Annotated in this window: 17 protein-coding genes; 8 read left to right on the forward strand and 9 right to left on the reverse strand. The window is 68.1% G+C overall.

Features of this window, described 5'->3' with window-relative positions; genetic code table 11:
• Positions 1-71 precede the first annotated feature (71 nt).
• From argJ to mutT, 4 genes are read left to right on the forward strand one after another with little or no spacing between them, the layout of a single operon-like run.
• Positions 72-1,322, forward strand: a complete 1,251-nt coding sequence (argJ, locus tag AC3WMA_RS14145) for a bifunctional glutamate N-acetyltransferase/amino-acid acetyltransferase ArgJ (RefSeq protein WP_492285978.1) — start codon at positions 72-74, stop codon at positions 1,320-1,322.
• Positions 1,303-2,232 (forward strand): DMT family transporter, encoded by a 930-nt coding sequence (locus AC3WMA_RS14150; protein ID WP_492285979.1) that lies wholly within the window; start codon positions 1,303-1,305, stop codon positions 2,230-2,232. Before argJ ends, AC3WMA_RS14150 begins: the two co-directional genes overlap by 20 nt.
• Positions 2,229-2,744, forward strand: coding sequence for a carboxypeptidase regulatory-like domain-containing protein (locus tag AC3WMA_RS14155; RefSeq protein WP_492285980.1), 516 nt, complete (start codon positions 2,229-2,231; stop codon positions 2,742-2,744). The genes AC3WMA_RS14150 and AC3WMA_RS14155 overlap by 4 nt, the downstream gene beginning before the upstream one ends.
• A gap of 7 nt (positions 2,745-2,751) precedes the next feature.
• Positions 2,752-3,156 carry an 8-oxo-dGTP diphosphatase MutT gene (gene mutT / locus AC3WMA_RS14160; RefSeq protein ID WP_377842824.1) on the forward strand — a complete coding sequence of 135 codons (405 nt, stop codon included), beginning with the start codon at positions 2,752-2,754 and terminating at the stop codon, positions 3,154-3,156.
• Positions 3,157-3,158: 2 nt separating this feature from the next.
• Here the strand turns inward: mutT and AC3WMA_RS14165 are convergent, their stop codons facing one another.
• From AC3WMA_RS14165 to AC3WMA_RS14190, 6 genes are all read right to left on the reverse strand, one after another.
• Entirely contained in the window at positions 3,159-3,869 is a 711-nt protein-coding gene (locus tag AC3WMA_RS14165; protein WP_492285981.1) for a DUF930 domain-containing protein, read from the reverse strand.
• Between the two features lie 98 nt (positions 3,870-3,967).
• Positions 3,968-5,167 carry a winged helix-turn-helix domain-containing protein gene (locus tag AC3WMA_RS14170; RefSeq protein WP_492285982.1) on the reverse strand — a complete coding sequence of 400 codons (1,200 nt, stop codon included), beginning with the start codon at positions 5,165-5,167 and terminating at the stop codon, positions 3,968-3,970.
• Positions 5,168-5,280: 113 nt separating this feature from the next.
• On the reverse strand, positions 5,281-6,429 hold the full coding sequence (locus AC3WMA_RS14175) for a hypothetical protein (protein WP_492285983.1): 1,149 nt from the start codon (positions 6,427-6,429) through the stop codon (positions 5,281-5,283).
• Between the two features lie 157 nt (positions 6,430-6,586).
• The gene (locus tag AC3WMA_RS14180) at positions 6,587-7,111 is read right to left on the reverse strand and encodes a CAP domain-containing protein (protein ID WP_492285984.1); all 525 of its coding nucleotides are present in this window, start codon (positions 7,109-7,111) and stop codon (positions 6,587-6,589) included.
• Positions 7,112-7,115: 4 nt separating this feature from the next.
• The gene (locus tag AC3WMA_RS14185; protein ID WP_492285985.1) at positions 7,116-9,737 is read right to left on the reverse strand and encodes a DUF3772 domain-containing protein; all 2,622 of its coding nucleotides are present in this window, start codon (positions 9,735-9,737) and stop codon (positions 7,116-7,118) included.
• Positions 9,738-9,950: 213 nt separating this feature from the next.
• Positions 9,951-11,045 (reverse strand): ROK family protein, encoded by a 1,095-nt coding sequence (locus tag AC3WMA_RS14190; RefSeq protein WP_492285986.1) that lies wholly within the window; start codon positions 11,043-11,045, stop codon positions 9,951-9,953.
• 158 nt (positions 11,046-11,203) lie between these two features.
• On the opposite strand from AC3WMA_RS14190, the gene AC3WMA_RS14195 reads away from it, so the two are divergent.
• On the forward strand, positions 11,204-11,701 hold the full coding sequence (locus AC3WMA_RS14195; RefSeq protein ID WP_492285987.1) for a DUF2938 domain-containing protein: 498 nt from the start codon (positions 11,204-11,206) through the stop codon (positions 11,699-11,701).
• 105 nt (positions 11,702-11,806) lie between these two features.
• Here the strand turns inward: AC3WMA_RS14195 and AC3WMA_RS14200 are convergent, their stop codons facing one another.
• The 3 genes from AC3WMA_RS14200 to gloB are packed head-to-tail and all read right to left on the reverse strand — an operon-like array spanning position 11,807 to position 13,795.
• Complete coding sequence (locus AC3WMA_RS14200) at positions 11,807-12,565, reverse strand: GNAT family N-acetyltransferase (RefSeq protein ID WP_492285988.1); 759 nt, start codon at positions 12,563-12,565, stop codon at positions 11,807-11,809.
• A gap of 1 nt (position 12,566) precedes the next feature.
• On the reverse strand, positions 12,567-13,022 hold the full coding sequence (locus tag AC3WMA_RS14205) for a cupin domain-containing protein (protein WP_492286109.1): 456 nt from the start codon (positions 13,020-13,022) through the stop codon (positions 12,567-12,569).
• A gap of 8 nt (positions 13,023-13,030) precedes the next feature.
• Positions 13,031-13,795, reverse strand: a complete 765-nt coding sequence (gene gloB / locus AC3WMA_RS14210) for a hydroxyacylglutathione hydrolase (protein WP_492286110.1) — start codon at positions 13,793-13,795, stop codon at positions 13,031-13,033.
• A gap of 139 nt (positions 13,796-13,934) precedes the next feature.
• On the opposite strand from gloB, the gene AC3WMA_RS14215 reads away from it, so the two are divergent.
• The 3 genes from AC3WMA_RS14215 (at position 13,935) to AC3WMA_RS14225 (ending at position 17,380) form a co-directional block, all read left to right on the forward strand.
• Positions 13,935-14,702 carry a class I SAM-dependent methyltransferase gene (locus AC3WMA_RS14215; protein ID WP_336810257.1) on the forward strand — a complete coding sequence of 256 codons (768 nt, stop codon included), beginning with the start codon at positions 13,935-13,937 and terminating at the stop codon, positions 14,700-14,702.
• Between the two features lie 103 nt (positions 14,703-14,805).
• Positions 14,806-15,759 carry an acetyl-CoA carboxylase carboxyltransferase subunit alpha gene (locus tag AC3WMA_RS14220; RefSeq protein WP_492285989.1) on the forward strand — a complete coding sequence of 318 codons (954 nt, stop codon included), beginning with the start codon at positions 14,806-14,808 and terminating at the stop codon, positions 15,757-15,759.
• A gap of 199 nt (positions 15,760-15,958) precedes the next feature.
• Positions 15,959-17,380: a L,D-transpeptidase family protein gene (locus AC3WMA_RS14225; RefSeq protein ID WP_492285990.1), complete on the forward strand. Its 1,422-nt coding sequence runs from the start codon at positions 15,959-15,961 to the stop codon at positions 17,378-17,380.
• Positions 17,381-17,578: the final 198 nt, after the last annotated feature.

The following is a 17,578-nucleotide window of genomic DNA, read 5'->3' on the forward strand; positions in this document are numbered from 1 at the left end:
GAACGAGACGCGCTGCCCGGCGAACGGACGATTCGCCGGTCCTTCAGCAGCGCTCCGCAGGAGGAAGCCCGATGGCCGGCAAGGATGTCCCCGTTTCCCCGCTCGCGCCGAAGCGCCAGCCCAAGGTTCCGCCGATCCCGGGCGTGCGCTTTGCCACCGCCGAGGCCGGCATCCGCTACAAGGGCCGCCAGGACGTCTGGTTCGCGCTGCTCGACGAGGGCACGCAGGTCGCCGGCGTCTTCACCCGCTCGAAATGCCCCTCCGCCCCGGTCGACTGGTGCCGCGAGAACCTGAAGCAGGGTTCGGCCCGCGCCGTCGTCGTCAATTCCGGCAATGCCAACGCCTTCACCGGCCTCAAAGGTCGTGACGCGGTCAAGCTCACCGCCGAGATCGCCGCCAAGGCGGCGGCTTGCAAGCCCCATGAGGTCTTCATCGCCTCGACCGGCGTGATCGGCGAGCCGCTCGACGCGACCAAGTTCAAGGGCGTGCTCGACGAATGCGCCAAGCGCGCCGCCGACGGTCCCTGGATCGACGCCGCTCGCGCGATCATGACCACCGACACCTTCCCGAAGGCCCTGACCCGCAAGGCCAAGATCGACGGCAAGGAGGTCGTCATCGCCGGCATCGCCAAGGGCGCCGGCATGATCGCGCCGGACATGGCGACGATGCTCTCCTTCGTCTTCACCGACGCCCCGATCGCGGCCCCCGTGCTCCAGGCCCTGCTCTCCAAGGGCGTGAAGGGCTCGTTCAACGCGGTCACCGTCGACAGCGACACCTCGACCTCGGACACGCTGATGCTGTTCGCCACCGGCAAGGCAGCCGAGCGCGGCGTGCCGGCCATCACCGAGATCAACGACAACAGGCTTTCGGGCTTCAAGCGCGCGCTGAACTCGATCCTGCTCGAGCTCTCCCATCTCGTCTGCAAGGACGGCGAAGGCGCCCGCAAATTCGTCGAAGTGCGCGTCAGCGGCGCGACGTCCGCCCGCTCGGCCAAGCGCGTCGCGCTCTCCATCGCCAATTCGCCATTGGTCAAGACCGCCATCGCCGGCGAGGACGCCAATTGGGGCCGCGTCGTCATGGCCGTCGGCAAGGCCGGCGAGCCGGCCGATCGCGACAGGCTCGATATCGGCTTCGGCGACATCGTCGTGGCCAAGCAGGGCGCGCGCGCACCGTCCTATGACGAGCAGGCCGTGTCGGACTACATGAAGGGCGACTCGATCGTCATCACCGCCGATCTCGGGCTGGGACGCGGCAAGGCCACGGTCTGGACCTGCGACCTGACCAAGGCCTATGTCGAGATCAATGGCGACTATCGCTCCTGAGGCTCCGGCCGCGCCCGAGCCGAGCCGCGGCTTCATCGCCACCCATCTGCTCGTCACGGCCTTCTTCTGGGGCTCCAGCTTCCTGTTCATCAAGCTGATGGCCGGACAGGTCTCGCCCTTCGCCATCGCGGCGGGGCGCGGTCTGCTCGGCGCGGTCTCGCTTTCGCTCTGGCTGCTTTGGCTCGGCCAGAGCCCATTGCCGCGCCGCCACGAGATCCGCCACTGGCTGATCCTGGGCGCGACCAATGGCTGGATTCCCAATATCCTGATCGCCTACGCCCTGATCCAGCTCGCCAGCGGCCCGGCCGCGATGATCCAAGCGGCGGGGCCGCTGATCACCGCCATCGTCGCGCACCTGATCTTCGCCGAAGAGCGTCTGAGCGGGCGCCGCCTCATCGGCATCCTGATCGGTCTCGCCGGCGTCGCCTTGCTGATCGGCCCGCGCCTGTTTGAGGGTGGCGGCACGGCGCTCAGCGTGCTGGCCATGGTCGCGACCATGCTGAGTTATGCAACCGGCAACATCTATGTCCGCGCGGTCCCCGCCCCGGCTGGCGACCCGATGCGCCTCGCGCTCGGCCAACAGGTCGTCTCCGGGCTCAGCGCCTCGCTTCTGGCACTGGTTTTCGCCGGGCCGGCTGCCTTCCTGCCCCTACGCGACCACTGGCTCCCCCTGCTCGCGCTTGGCATCCTCTGCACGGCCATCCCGATGACGGTGTTCATGCGCCTGATCCGGGCCGCCGGCCCGACGCGCGCGGCGATGACCGGCTATCTCGTGCCGACCGTCGCCGCGACCATGGGCGTGCTCGTCCTCGGCGAAACGCTGGAGTTGCGGCAGATCGCCGCCGGTTGCATCATCCTGATCGGCGTCTTCCTGGTGACGATGGCGCCGCGTCGGGTGGGGGCTGCATGAGGATCGGGGTTGTCGCGGCAGCCATATTGGCCGCCGTCATCATGACGGGCTGCGTCGAGCGCAAACCCGCGACCGTCGCCTTCTCCACGGAGGAAGCCGCCTTCATCAAGAAGACCGGCACGGGCGTCATCACCGGCCATGCCTTCCGCACCAAGCCGAGCGGCGTGGTCGTCAACGCCGCCGGGCAGGTCGTACGCCTTATCCCCGATACGGCGTTCGCGCGCGAGCGCTTCGCCAACTTCTACGGCAAGGCCAAATACGTGCCCCACAGCGCCTATCCGCGCGACGACAGCGTCGATCCCGCCTATTCCGAATACACCCGCACGACCAAGGCCGAGGCCAACGGCCGCTTCGCCTTCGACAAGGTCGCGCCCGGCAGCTATTTCCTGACCACGCAGGTGATCTGGGGCGAGGAAACCGCCTTCACCCGCGAGGGCGGCTCGGTCTATGACAGCGTCACGCTGACGGGCAAGGAAACCGAGCCCGTCCAGGTCATCCTCTCCGGCAACTGAGTTCCCCGTGAAACTGCTTCTCGTCGTCGCCTGCGCCCTGATCGATGCCGACAACCGCGTCCTCGTCACCCAGCGCCCGGAAGGCAAGGCGCTGGCGGGCCTGTGGGAATTCCCGGGCGGCAAGCTGGAGCCCGGCGAGCGGCCGGAGCCCGCGCTGATCCGCGAGCTCTCGGAGGAACTCGGCATCACCGTGAAGGAGGACTGCCTCGCGCCGCTGACTTTCGCCAGCTATGCCTATCCCGAATTCCACCTGCTGATGCCGCTCTATATCTGCCGGCGCTGGCAGGGCACGGCCATGTCGCGTGAGGGCCAGGCGCTGAAATGGGTCCGCCCCGGCAAGCTACGCGATCTCGCCATGCCGCCCGCCGACGAACCGCTGATCCCGCCCTTGATCGACCTGCTCGGCGCCTGAGTTCAATGCACCGCTGGGAGGCCGAGAGCCTCCCAGCGCTCCCTCGGGATCGGCTCGCCGACATGGAAGGCGAAGGCCGTGACGCGTTTCAGATCGGGCGAGACGGTGCAGGCGAAGCGCAGGCCATACCAGCGCCGGCGGCTGCGGAAGGCGGCGCCCTCCGCCGTCAGGACCCGCCCTGATAGCTTCGTGCCGGCCAGCGCATAGGCCGTGACGCGATCCGGCTCGAAATCGCGCTGCCAGTCATGGATCTGGCCCATCGCCTCCAGGCCGCAGATTTGTTCGACACGTTCTTCCGGCGCGAGCCTCGGCAGCATGGCCACGGTCTCCCGGCTGCGCGGATCGGCGAGCACGCGTTGCGACAGCATGCGCGGCGGATGGATCATGCCGTCCGCCTCGACAGGGGCCGGTTGAGGACGCGGCACCGGAGGCTGTGGCGAGGGCGCTGGCTCGTCCGGCTTTGGAGGAGCCTCAGGCAAGGCTGGGGCTGCGGGGGTGGGAGCGATGGCCGGCGGCGGCTTCGGCCGGGTCAACGCCTCGAATTCCTCGGGCGTCTGCAATTCGACCTCGACGCTCTGCTCGGTGATGGGAGCCGTCTCGAAAGTCTGGATCGCGACCGAGGCCAGCCAGGCGAGCAGCACAGCATGCAGGATCGCGGCGATCGGCAGGCCCGGAGCAGGCATCGAGAACCGTGCCGAGACCGCCATTGCCATAGCTTAGGCTGCAATCCTGCCGCGGGCACAGGGCGCCGATCGCGCAATCTTGGTCATTCGGCCTTCCGCCCTGCTCCCCGAGCGGGCAACAGCGACGATCAAGCCGGCATTTTTGTGATCTCGGGCAATGGCTCCACCACCTCGTCGAGCGCGAGCTGGAAACGCTCGAAGCGCTGCAGCTCCTCCTCGATCGCCACCTTCAGCGCCGGCGTCTCACAGCCCTCCAGCCAGGTCCATTGCTGCATCAGGAGCTTGCCGGCCGCCCGGTCAGTCTTGAGGTCGAGCACCGCCACGACGCGCTCGCCCGCCAGCACCGGCAGGCCGAAATAGCCGTAGACCCGCTTCTCCTTCGGCAGATAGGCCTCGAAGACATGGGCGTAGTCGAGGAGGAGCTTCGCCCGCTTGCGCTGGATCATCAGCGGATCGAAGGGTGAGAGGAGGTGGATCAGCGTCTCCTCCGGCGCGGGGAGAGGTTCCAGCACGGCCGGGCGAGCCCAGTGCTGCGTCTTGCCGGCGCCCTCTACCGCAACGGAGACAAGCTCCTTGCGCTTGACGCGGGCCGCGATCAGCTCGGCTACCGCCTTCTTCGAGGGCGCGTCGAGATGACAGATCGAATCGAGGCTGACCAGCCCCTGTGCCGTCAGCGCCCTGTCGAGCAGATAGGCCGTGATCTGCCGCTCGCTCGCTGGCGTCGGCTTCTTCTCCCACTGGAAATGCCGGTCGAACAACTCATAGGTCTTGACCATGCCCGCGCGCGCCGAGATCGCGAGCTCGCCGTCGTAGAAGGCCCGTTCCAGCAGGCCCTTGGACGGCTTCTTGCTGGCCCAGAGATGGGCCTTCTCGATCAGTTCCTCCTCGATATCGCGGATCGACAGCGCCCCGTCCTTGCGGATGCGGCGCAGAAGCTTGCGCGTCTCCTCGCGGGCCCCGACCGCCGACCAGCGCTTCGGCTCCTCGCGATGCGCCTTCATCGCCGGCAGGAAATAGCGGATGTCGCGAGACGGCACGTAGGCCAGCGCATGCGTCCAGTATTCGAAGACGCTCTTCCCGGCCGATTGCAGATGGGCGAGGTCGGCCCGGCGATAGGCGGGGATGCGGGCATAGAGGATATGATGGTGGCAGCGCTCGATCACGTTGATCGTGTCGATCTGGACATAGCCGAGATGCTCGATCGCGGCACGCGCCGCTTCCGGCCCCGCTCCGAAGGGGTCGCGCCGGTCCAGGCGCTGGGCCTGGAGCCAGATGCGGCGGGCCTGTTCGGCGGTGACGGAGATCGGCTTGCGTGGACGCGGAGGCATGAGCGCAAGCTAACGGCACGGACGGCTTCGGTTAAGAGGCCGGAGGCGCCACCGCTGACAGGATCTGGCGGGAGCCTTCCGGTCGTCGACTGAGGGTCTCGAGCGCCCCGCCTTCAGAACTCGCCGCTCACGCCGAAACGGGCACCGCCGAAGCTGTTGCTGGCCAGGCTGATGCCGGCATTGATCGCGACGGGAAAGGGCACATCGAGCCGATGCGCCACGGCGAAACCGGCCGCCCATTCGCCTTTGTAGGTCGCGGTATTGCCGCTCCAGCTCGTCTTGCCGGGCTGGGATGGCATCGCCGCCCCCGTCATCGCCATCGCCGCCGCGACGCCCTGCCGCGCCTCGCGCCGCCCCTCACGCGCATAGGCCGCGACATCGTCGATGCGCTGGTCGAGCGCGGTGAGCGCCGCCCCGACATTCGAATAGATGCCGCTGCGCAAGACATAGCGCGGCCCGGTGAAATTGCCGTTCGCATCGAAGCCTGCCCCACCCCCCAACGCCGAGGCCGAGCTGTTGGCGACGGAGCGGAGCTGGCGCAGGTTGACCGCGTCGGTGTCCTGCGTGCCACCGGCGACATGGGTGATCTGGCGCTCGTTCCCGGCCGCGCCGATCGAAAGCGCGCCTTGCGTCGAAGCGACCGCCGTCCCGCTGAAGGCCTCCCTCGACCCGGCCAGCCCGCCCCGCAACGCAACCGAACCCGCGCCCAACGCGATGCCGCCCGCGGCCGAGACCGCGCTGTCACGCCCGATCGCGACGCCATCCGCCGCAGTCACGGCGCCGCGCAGGCCGATCGCGATCGCGCCCGTCGCGGCGCCGGAGGTCATGGCGCCATGGCCGAAGGCGATGGCGTTCGGGTCCGCCGCGCTGGCCTTGGGGCTCGCCGTGCTGCCGAGCCCGCTGACCTCGCCACCGCCGATGGCGATGCCGCCCGGCCCCTCGACCGTGACGCTGTCCGCCTTGAGCTTGCAGCTCCCCGGCAAGGTGACGAGATTGCCATTCTGGTCGCGGATACTGAGGCCGATATTCCGGCCGCTCAGCGTGTCCCGCAGGTTGAGGTTCACCTCGCCGATGAGACCGTTCAATACGGGATCGAGCAGGCCACCGAGCAGCCCGGAGGCTGCGTTGGTGACCGGCTGGAGCACCGGGAGATCGACTCCGAGCCCGGTGCAGACATCGATCAGACCGCCCGACTGGGCGCTGGCCATGCCGGGAGACAAGGCGGCAACCAGAACGACGAGCGCAAGCGGACGGCGTGACATCGGCACCCCTCCAGGACAATCCCGTTGCGGGAATTATCGGATGGGCACAAGAATAGGTTGCATATGGTTGCGAAAGCGTAAATACGCAACCTATGGTTGATGAATCGGCAGGCGAAGTCGATCCGCGCAACCGATCGCGCGATCTTGCCCGCTCCCGTCAGGGCGCGACGATCAGCGCCCAGTAGACCTGATATTTGGAGCCCGGCGCATAGGCTGTGGCGATCCCCATGCGCTTTGCTTTCGCATCTTTCATGACGCGATCGTGCTGCGGCGAATCCCGCCAGCCCGAGAAGGCTTCGGCGAGACGGCGATAGCCGGCCGAGAGATTGGCTTCCGCCCCCGGCTGCCCCTCGCGGGCGAGGCGCGCCTTGACCGCATCGGCCTGGGCGGGCTTGTCGGAGCCGGCCATGGCTGTGGCTTCGCGCTTGGCCGCCTCGACCAGCTCGGGATCGAGCACGAGGGGCCCGAGCCCGGCATTGAGCCGATAGGCCGAGATCATCGCCCGTGCCTGCTCCGTGTCGACCTGCGCCGAGGCCGAGCCGAGATCGCGATAGAAGGCGGGCTGGCCCTGCCGCTGCGGCTCGGCGCAACCGGCAACGCCAAGGATCGCAAGGGCGCCGGCAAGCGCGGCCGGGCAGGTCATCGCGCGCGAAATTGCGGCGCGGCGGAAAAGGCTGGGCATCCGATCATTCCTTGCTGTCGTCCTTGGCAGGCTCGGGCGCTGGGGCGGGAGCGGGCTTGTTGGCCTCCGCTTCCTCTTCCTCGGTCTCCTCCACCGCAACCGGCTTGCGCGTACGGCGGGCCGAGCTGGCCGGGGCCGGCTTCGGCGCCTCCCGCTTCACGCGGCTGCGCGCGCCATCTCCCCGCCCGACGGCCTCGGCGATGCTCCCGAGCGAGTGCTCCACGCCTTCCAGCCCGCGCACCATCAGCTCGGGCACGGCGGCGGCCGGCTCCATCTCGGCGAGGCGCTTGTGGATCGCGAAATTCAGGTCGCTGTTGACGCGGCCCGTGATCTCGACATCGCCGACCACGCAGACCAGCTCGAAATCCATCGTCGTGGTGCCGAGCTTCTTGAACATCACGGCCGGCGGCGGCTTCTGCATGACGTCGCCGTGGTTCGAGGCGACTTCGGACAGCATCGCCCGCACCTGGCCGGCATCCAGCGTCCGCGGCACGGTGAGCGCGATCAGCACGCGCCCGGTCCGGTCGTTGCGGACGCGGTTGCGCACCACGCCGGAGATCAGGTTCGAGTTCGGGACGATCACGGTCGCCCGGTCGAAGGTCGCGATCTCCGTCGAGCGCACATTGATGCGCTTCACGATGCCCTCGATGTCGCCGACCAGTACCTGGTCGCCGACCCGGATCGGCCGCTCCCAGAGCAGGATCAGGCCCGAGACGAAGTTCGACACCACCGATTGCAGGCCGAAACCGATACCGACCGACAGCGCCGAGGCGACCAGCGTCAGGCGCTCCAGGCTCAGGCCCACCGCCGAGACCGTGATGGCGGCCGCGGCGATATAGCCGACATAACCGGCCGCCGTGGTGATCGAGTTGCGCAGGCCGGGATCGAGCGCCGTCGTCGGCAGGAACTGGTTCTCGAGCCAACGCTGCATCGCCCGCGTCGCGCCGATGCCCATCGCGAAGACGATCGCGCCGACGACGATGGTCGAGAGCGAGATCGTGACGCCGCCGACCTGGAAGCCGAAGAAGGCGGCCCGAAGCGAAACTAGGAAATCGCTCGATTCCAGCCCCCAGGGCGCCAGCACGAGCAGCACGGTCACCGCGATCAGCAGAAGCTTCAGCACGCCGACGCCGATGACCGAGATCTTGTCGAGCGTGGCCGCGCGCAGGCCCATGCCCGCCTTCAGCGTCAGCGCGAAGCGGCCCTTGCCGCCGAAGAGCCGGGGAATGCCGAGATCGATGAACTGGAACACCAGCAGGAACAGGCAGGCGACGATGCCGACCCAGAGCGCCTGCTCGGCCAGGAAGGCGGCGAAGATGACATAGCCGGTGAGCGTGGCCGTGATGATGCCGAAGCCGATGACCCAGCCGAAGATGCGCACCGGACCGAGGCTCGCGCCGTCCACCGGGACATAGGGGCCGAGACAGGCCTCCTGCTCGACCTCCTCGTCATCGCGGATCTGGTAGAGCCCGGCAATCAGGGCGAGCGCGAACAGGATGGCGAAGAAAGCCTTCACGATGATCGAGATGGCGAGGCCGGCAGCGATCGCCTGGAGCCAGGCCTCGAAGACCTTGCCGACCGACATCACCGCCGCGAGCGAGCTTGCGATCCAGACGACGCTGCGCGCCGTCGTATCCATCACCTTGACGAGGCGGCGCTGCGGGCTCGACGGCGCGAACAGAGCATCTGCGAGCGCCTGCACGAAGGCGAAGAAGGCGAGACCGACGACGACCGCCCAGATCACCGGCTGGATGCGCGGTGGCAGCAGGCCGGTGGTGTTCAGCGCCTTGTAGATCAGCCAGCTCGCCAGCACGGGTGGCGCCGCACCGGCGACGATATGGGCGAGTGCGATATAGAGGCAGTGCAGGTTGCCGGTGTCCTGCGTATTGCTGAAGCGCGCCTTGAAGCGCGGCAGATAGCGCGCGCGCGCCCAATAGAGCAGGATCGCCCCCATCAGGGCGAAGGCGACGACCGTGCCGCGCGTGCCGAAGAAGGCGTCCCTGACCCCTTCCAGCCAGCCGCCGAAGATATAGCCGGAGGCGCGCAGATCCTCCGGCGCAGTCGCGACTGCATTGCTCCAGACTTCCGGATTCGCCACGGAAGGCCCGGCCGCGAACAGCTGCTTGGCGAAGATGTCCCGGCGCTTGTCGCCGATGCTGCTTTGCAGGTGCTCGGCCTGGAGCAGCGAGGCCTTGGCGAGCTTCAGCGTCTCGTCGGCATCGGCGAAGGCCTTGGCCCGCGCCTCCCGGTCGCGGACGATCTCGGCGCTTTCGGCCGGGGCGTTGGCCTCCGGCTTGGGGCCGAGCTGGTCGACCCGGAGCTTGGCCTGGTCGACGCGTGGCGTCTGCTCGTCGATGATCAGGCGCAGCTGGTCGAGCGAGGGCTGCAGGCGCAGGCGCTGCCGCTGCAATTCGGCGTCGGTCGGATCGGGCGAGGCCAGCGTCGTCTCGATCTGGGCGAGATCGGCGCGGACATTGTCCAGCCGGGCGCGCAGGCTGCCCGGATCGGGCGCCGTCTGGGCCAGGGCCGAGCCTGCCACCGCGAAGGCCATGGCCACGAGGAGCAGGCAAGCCGCCAGGAAGCCTCGCAGGCTCGAAAACGACGCTTGCGTCCTGCGCGCTGCCATGGGGATGCGGCCCTGCCCGTCCAGATGATTCGGCTCCGGCTCGACCCTCGGCACAGCCCTGCGCGCAAGGCAAGATGAAGAGCGGAATTCAACCGGCACGAAGGGCTCCCGGGCTCGCGGATCGGAACAGGGCGGGGAGACGGGCCCCGCCGCCTCATCCCTGCAAAACACGACCTGAAGATGGCAGAGGCGCCAGTTTCGCCCGCGCGCCGCTCAATCGCGCCGCTTGCCCCCGGCCTTGGCGCGGTTGCGATAGCTCGCATTGCCGAGGCCGGTGCCGATCGTCAGCACGGCCCAGTTCTCGACATCCTGAATCGCCGGCATCTCGCTCAGGCCCTGGATCACGGCATCGTTGTGCATCACGACCTCGGTCTCATGCTCGCCGATCTCCGGCACGAGCGCGCGGATGCTGTCAACGAGGTTGAAACGGCTGCTTTCCCAGTTGCCGGGCAGGTTCTGCGCGCCACGATCGATCGCCCCATCAGGCTCGATCAATCCGGGACAGCCGACGCCGATGAAGGGCGCGACCCGCAAGCCCTCCTTCTCGGCGTTGCCGATCTGCTCGCGCAGCATCCCGCCCAATCGCTTGATCGCCTCGTCGCGGCTCGGCTCTTCATCCGCATGGCGCCAGAGCTCGGATTTCCAGACACGCGCCTTGCTCAGGTCCGGCGCCTTCTTCTGCCGGAGTTCGACGATACCGGCGCGGATGTTCGAGCCGCCGATATCGACGGCGACGAGGCTGTCATAGGCCTCGAAAATCCATTTCGGCGCGAGATGGGCGCTGCCGACGAGCCCGGCCTCATCCGGATGGTGGCTGACCGGTACGAGATCGAGGTCGCGCCCATCCGTCCGCAGGATGATCGCGGCGCGCGCGATGGCGAGCTCGCCGACCCGGCTCTCGCGAAAGCCGCCGCCCACGACGATGCGCTCGATCTCGGCCCAGCTCTTGAGCCGCGTGAAGCGGCGGATAACGAAGGCGAGCGACTGGGCGAAACCCTCGATGGCGCTGAGCACAAGCGCGGCCGCTCGCGCATCGCCGCCCTGCAGCAGCGCATCGAGCTCCTTCTTGCTGATCTCGGCGGTCTTTCCCGTCAGCGGATCGTCGCCATTGCGCTTGAGATGGCTGCGCAGCGCGTCGAGATGCTCGATAAAGGCGCCGCGGCTCGCCTTGTCGCCGACGAAGCCGTCATCGTCGCGGACTTCCAGATTATAGCTGGTGACCACGACCGAAGGCAGCTCGGCGGCGCCATGCGGCCCGGTCGCAGCCTTGGCCGCACTGCGTGACGTCTCGGCGGTTGCCGTGGCCATGATCTTCCCCCTCGCATGCCTATGGATCAGCGGAGGCAACCCGCCGGCTACCGCCACGGTTCCCCGAACGGGGCGATGCGCCGCATGCAGCCCGCTCGCGCACTGTCGCAGTTGACCGCTGCCGCGATCGCCGCTCCAACAGGAGGCGCGCTGCATCGATGCGGCCTGGGGGATGGAACGTGTCGGATCTGATCTTGCGGACGGTGATCATCGGCGTCGGCGCGACCGCGCTCACCGATATCTGGGCTCAGTTCCTGCGCTTGTTCGGCTTCCCCAAGCCGAACTGGGCGATGCCCGGCCGCTGGTTCGCCCATCTGCCGCGCGGCCGCGTCTGGCATGACGATATCGCGAAGTCAGAGCCCGTCCCCGGCGAGCTCGCGATCGGCTGGATCTGCCATTATCTCGTCGGCATCGCCTTCGCCGGGATCGTGCTGGCGATCGCGGGCGCCAGCTGGGCCCGCAATCCGACCTTCCTGCCGGCGCTCATCGTCGGCTGGGCGACGATCGGCTGCGGCTGGTTCCTCCTGCAGCCCGGCATGGGCATGGGCATCGCCGCCTCGAAGAAGCCAAACGCGAACCAGATCCGGCTGCTCAACTTCGTCAGCCACACCCTCTTCGCCATCGGCCTCTACGGGACGGCGCTGCTGACGCGGTAATTCACACCCGTCATGCCCGGGCGTGACCCGGGCATCTCAGGACGCGGAGGCTCCATTGCCTTTTCCGGCAAGAGATTCTCGGGTCAAGCCCGAGAATGACGGCTCCTAGTCGAGGATGCGCGTCTCGTAGGCGTAGAGCTGCCGAAAGCCCAGGCTGCCATAGAGATTGATCGCGACCGCGTTGCTCTGTTCGACCTGCAGATAGGCGTTGTCGCAGCCCATCGCGGCGGCCCAGCCCATAAGCCCCCGCACGATCTTGCGGCCATAGCCGTGGCCGCGATGATCGGGGTGGACGCAGATCAGACCGATCTCCGCCATGCCGCGCTCGGCCACGCTCATGCCGAAGGCGACAGCCTCGCCCTCGACCAGCCAGGTCGCGAAACCGGCCGGCAACCTGACCTTCTCGATGATGGCAGCGAGATTGGCGACATGGGTCTTGTTGCCGCTCTGGAGCGCGGCGACGCCGGCTGTCCATTCCTGACTTGGCCGCGCCTCGATCTGCAGTTCCGCCTCTTCGGACGCCGTGAAACCGGCAAGCGGTGCGATCTGGCCGAAGGACTTGTCCTTGACCCGGTAGCCGCGCTCCAGCACCGCCGCACGCGTCGCCTCCGCCACCAGTGGCGTCAGCCGGATAGCCGGCACGAGCCCATCGGCGCGATAGAGCTCCTCGATCAGGTCGAGCATGGTGGCGTCGAGCTCGGCGCCATAGCTCAACGGCGTCGCCGAATTGGCCCGGCCGGAATAGCCATTGGCGAAGCGCAGCACCCAGTCGCCGACAACGAGCGTCGACAGCGCCGGCCAGGCATTGATGATGCGCCGCTCGCAGCCGAGCACGAGTTCACTGTCTTCCGTCTTCGTCAGCATCCTATCCCCCGGACGGCTTGCGCGGTGTCGGCCGCCAACCCGGCGGCGCCATCTCGAAGCCCTTGAATTCGAAACCCGGCGCGACCGTGCAGCCGACCAGCGTCCATGCGCCGAGCGAGGTCGCACTCTGCCACCAGCCGGCCGGCACCACGAATTGCGGGCGCTGGCCGGCAGCAAGCTCGGTGCCAAGGTGATGGGCCGACGCGTCATGCCCGTTCGGCGAGACCGTGATCACCAGCGGCGCCCCGGCATAATGGTGCCAGATCTCGGCGGCATCGACACGGTGCCATTCTGAAGTCTCGCCCGTGTCGAGCAGATAATAGATCGCGGTCGAGAAGCCCCTGCCCTCCGGCCCGGCTCCATCGCGAAACGTCTCGCGATAATGGCCGCCCTCCGGATGGGGCTTGAGGTCGAGCAGGCGGATCACCTCCGCCGCCGTCAGCCCGTCGAGCTGCATCGCCATGCTCAGAACCGGTTCTTGGCTTCGCGAAGCGCCGCGAAAACCTCGCCCGGCGTAGCGCCTGCCAGCCCGACCGCCTTCGCCAGCGCCGGCTCGGCCGCCCGGAAGAAGGGATTGGTCGCCTTTTCCTCGGCGACCGTCGTCAGCGCCCAGAACCGGCCCTCGGCCTTGGCCTTTTCGGCCTCCGTGAAGCGCGCCTTGAGCGCATCGTTCGCGGAATCGACCGAACGGGCGAAGCGGGCATTGGAGAGGGTGTAGTCATGGCCGCCGAGCAGGCGGGTATCGCCGGGCAGCGCCATCAGGCGCGAGAGCGAGGTCCACATCCGCTCCATCTGGCCGGGCTGGACCCGCCCGCAGCCCATCACGAAGACGACGTCACCGACCAGCGCGAGCTTGGCGCCGCGCCCGACGAAGCTGAGATGCCCGTCGGAATGGCCGGGCGTATGCCAGATCTCGAAGCTCTCGCCGCCGAAAGCCACGGCATCGCCCTCGCCCACCACCCGGTCGAGCGGCGCGCTCGTCCGCGCATCGGCCGGGCCGACGACGTTCGCCCCGGTCGCCTGCTTCACCTCGGCCACCCCTTGGGTGTGATCGTGATGGGCATGGGTGATGAAGATGTCGCTGATCGTCCAGCCCTTCGCCTTGGCGGCAGCGAGCGTTTCGCCGGCATCGGGCACATCGATCGCCGCGCAGGCACCGCTGGCGGGATCGTGGAGCAAGGCGCCCGCATTGTCGTTGAGCGTGCGGAAGACGTGAAGGTCGAGCGGCATGGCTTCCTCCGGCAGGGCTGGCCCACCGGAACGGCGAGCGGTCATGCCTCTGCATGGGCCATGCCCGGCCCCCGATCAACCCGGCATCGTCGCAGGGCAGCCCTTGCGTTCGGGCCGCGCGCGTTCCATCTCAGGCGCCATGCCTCTCGACGTCGTCGACCTGCGCGCCTTCTATGCGAGTCCGCTCGGCCATGTGGCCCGGCGCTTCATCGGCCGGGCGATGCTGCGCTTCTGGCCGGATTGCGCCCGCCAGCGCCTGCTGGGCTTAGGCTATGCGACACCCTATCTCTCCGTGCTCGGCATGCAGGCCGAGCGGACCATCGCCTTCATGCCGGCCGCGCAGGGCGTGGTGAACTGGCCCTCGCCCGGCCTTTCCGCCTCCGCCTTGGTCGAGCCGACGCTCCTGCCCTTGCCCACCGCCTCGATCGACCGGGTCGTGCTGGTCCATGCGCTGGAGGAGACGGAGAGCCCCGACGATCTGCTGGAGGAGGTCTCGCGCGTGCTCAATCCCGGCGGGCGCATGATCCTGGTCGTGCCGAACCGGCGCGGCCTCTGGGCCCGGATGGACGGCACGCCCTTCGGCCAGGGCCGTCCTTTCAGCCGCCGCCAGCTCTCCGCCCTGATGCGCGGCGCCGAATTCTCGCCCGAGCACTGGACCGAGGCACTCTATGTTCCGCCCCTGCAAAGGCGGCTGCTGATGCGCTCGGCGCTGGCCTGGGAGCAGATCGGCGCGGGGCTCTCCCTGCCCTTCGCCGGTGTCCATATCATCGACGCCACCAAGCAATTTTACCGGCGCGCGCCCTTGCGCGCGACGCGGCGCAGCTTTGCGCTGAGGCCCGTCCTGCTGCCGCAACCGTCACCCACGCCACGTGCGGCAAACCCACCCGCAGAAGCAGGAACGGGTTGACAATTTCGCCGGGGCGCGGCCAAGGTCCGCCGCTTTTCAAGCCCGGTTTCGCTGTAAACCGCCGCTCCGCCCGCTCATGGCGCGGAATCTGAACTGGATCACGATGCGTAGCTATCTGGATTTCGAGAAACCGGTCGCCGAGCTGGAGGCGAAGGCGGACGAGCTGCGAGCCTTAGAGGCACGCGGCGACGGCATCTCCCTGTCGGAGGAGATCGGCAAGCTCGACGCCCGCGCCAGCCAGGCGCTGAAGGAGCTCTATGCCGCGCTGACGCCCTGGCAGAAGACGCTGGTGGCGCGCCATCCGCAGCGCCCACATTTCAAGGATTACTGCGCCGGGCTGATCACGGAATTCACCCCGCTCGCCGGCGACCGCGCCTTCGGCGAGGACGAGGCCATCGTCGGCGGCTTCGGCCGCTTCCGCGGCGAGCCCGTCTGCGTCATCGGCCAGGAGAAGGGCGACTCGACCGAGACCCGGATCCGGCACAATTTCGGCATGCCCAAGCCCGAGGGCTATCGCAAGGCCGTGCGCCTGACCGAGCTCGCCGACCGCTTCGGCCTGCCGGTGCTGAGCTTCGTCGACACCGCCGGCGCCTATCCCGGCATCGAGGCGGAGGAGCGCGGCCAGGCCGAAGCCATCGCCCGCTCGACCGAGGCCTGGCTCGGCTTGCGCACGCCGAGCGTCGCGCTCGTCATCGGTGAAGGCGGCTCGGGCGGGGCGATCGCCATCGCCGCCGCCAGCCGCGTCATGATGATGGAACACGCGATCTATTCGGTGATCTCGCCGGAAGGCGCGGCCTCGATCCTCTGGCGTGACACGGCGCGCGCGCAGGACGCCGCAACCGGCATGAAGATCACGGCGCAGGACCTTTTGAAGTTCGGCATCATCGACAAGATCGTGCAGGAGCCGACCGGTGGCGCCCATCGCGACGGACAGGCCGCGATCAACCGCGCGGGCGATGCGATCTCCGCCGCGCTCGCCGATCTCGCCGGCCTCAGCGCCGATGACATCGTCAACAAGCGCGCGGACAAGTTCCTCGCGATCGGCCGCAATCTCTGAGCAATCTCCGGGGGCGAGTATCTCGCACCCGCGAAGGCAAGGTTTCTTTACCCCGCGTTGACCATGTGGCCAGACTCGGGAAGCCTATGGTAAGGAACCCTCAAGGCTAACGCATCTACAACGAGTCGACGGGCACAATTTGGCCGTCTTGCGAAGTCACAGGTCGCGCCCCGGCCTGCCGTTCGATGGGATTGACGACGTGGCATTCAAGCAACTCGCGCTCGTGGCTTTTGTTGCATTGACGCTGGCTGCCTGCGAGGAAGACCGTTATCGCGGCTCTGCCCGCCACAACATCCCGATTCCGAGCGCGACCTATGCCCTCATGTCCGAAAAGGGCATGAGCAAGGACCAGCCGATCATCATCCGCTCCTTCAAGAAGGAGTCGGAGCTCGAGGTCTGGAAGCGCAAGGCCGACGGTCAGTACGCGCTGCTGAAGACCTATCCGATGTGCCGCTGGTCCGGCCAGCTCGGCCCGAAGGTCCGCGAGGGCGATCGCATGGCGCCGGAAGGCTTCTATGCCATCGCGCCCCAGCAGATGAACCCGAACTCGTCCTATTACGTCTCGTTCAACATGGGCTATCCCAACGCCTATGATCGCTCCTATGGCCGCACCGGCGCGCATCTGATGGTGCATGGCGCCTGCTCCTCGGCCGGCTGCTATTCGATGACGGACGACCAGATCGGCGAGATCTACGCCCTGGTGCGCGAGGCCCAGAATGCCGGCCAGCGCGCCGTGCAGATGCAGGCCTATCCCTTCCGGATGACCGCGCAGAACCTCGCCAAGCACCGGCTCGACCCCAACATCGCCTTCTGGAAGAACCTGAAGGAGGGCTCGGACTATTTCGAGGTCGTGAAGGACGAGCCGGCCGTGTCCGTCGCCGGCGGCCGCTATGTCTTCAACGGCGGCCAGGCTCCCGCCGCCGTCGCCGAGAAGCGCCGCGAGGACGAGGTTCAGGTCGCCTCGCTCGTCGCCAAGGGCACGCCCGCGATCAAGCTGATCTATGACGACGGCGACCAGCACGCCTCCTTCAAGCGCGCTCTCGCCTCCAACGGCTCCGACGCGCTGAACCGCTCCGCCTCCTGGGCGTCGAAGGATGTCGGCATCAGCCGCGAGGATGCGCTCGCCTCCGGCCCGCGCGTCGTCGTGCTCGATAACGCCGGCAAGACCAAAGCGACCGTGCGCGCCGCCTCCGCCGACAACGACGCCGTTCTCGCCGCGGTCGCTGCTGCGCCGGTCGAAGAGCCCGCCAAGCCGGTGGAAGCCAAGCCTGCCGTCGCACCGCGTCCGGCAGCCGCGCCTGCCGCCACGCAGCTTGCCAAGGTCACTCCGGGCAACGCCCAGCAGGCGCCGGTTCTGGCGAGCGCTTCCTCCACCCCGGTCGCCCCCGCCGCCCCGGCCGAGGACAAGCCGTTCCTGCAGCGCGCGCTCAGCTTCATGCCGACCTTCGGCGGCACGGCCGACCAGGGCATGACCACCGCCTCGGCTCCGGTCGTGTCGGTCGTCCCGGCTCAGCCGACCAGCACCAGCGCTCCGCTGCCGCCGCGTCGCGCCACCGGCCTCAGGACCTCCAGCCTCGACCAGTCGACGGCGGCCTATGCGAGCCAACCGGTCCAGCGCTGAAGCATCCGGATGACGCCTGTTTGGCCGTGACAAAATTGTCGCAGGCGACCAGATAATCCCGACTGCCTTTTTTGCAGGCGCGAAGGCCCTCGTTTCGGGGGCCTTTGCTTTTTCGGTGTGCGACCAGCCCAAAAGCTCGCCTTGCCGGACATCCGGCCTCACCCGCTTGATGGCGTGACAGCGCGATCACTGCGCGGC

Source organism: Allobosea sp. FW305-C-101 (assembly GCF_058783685.1).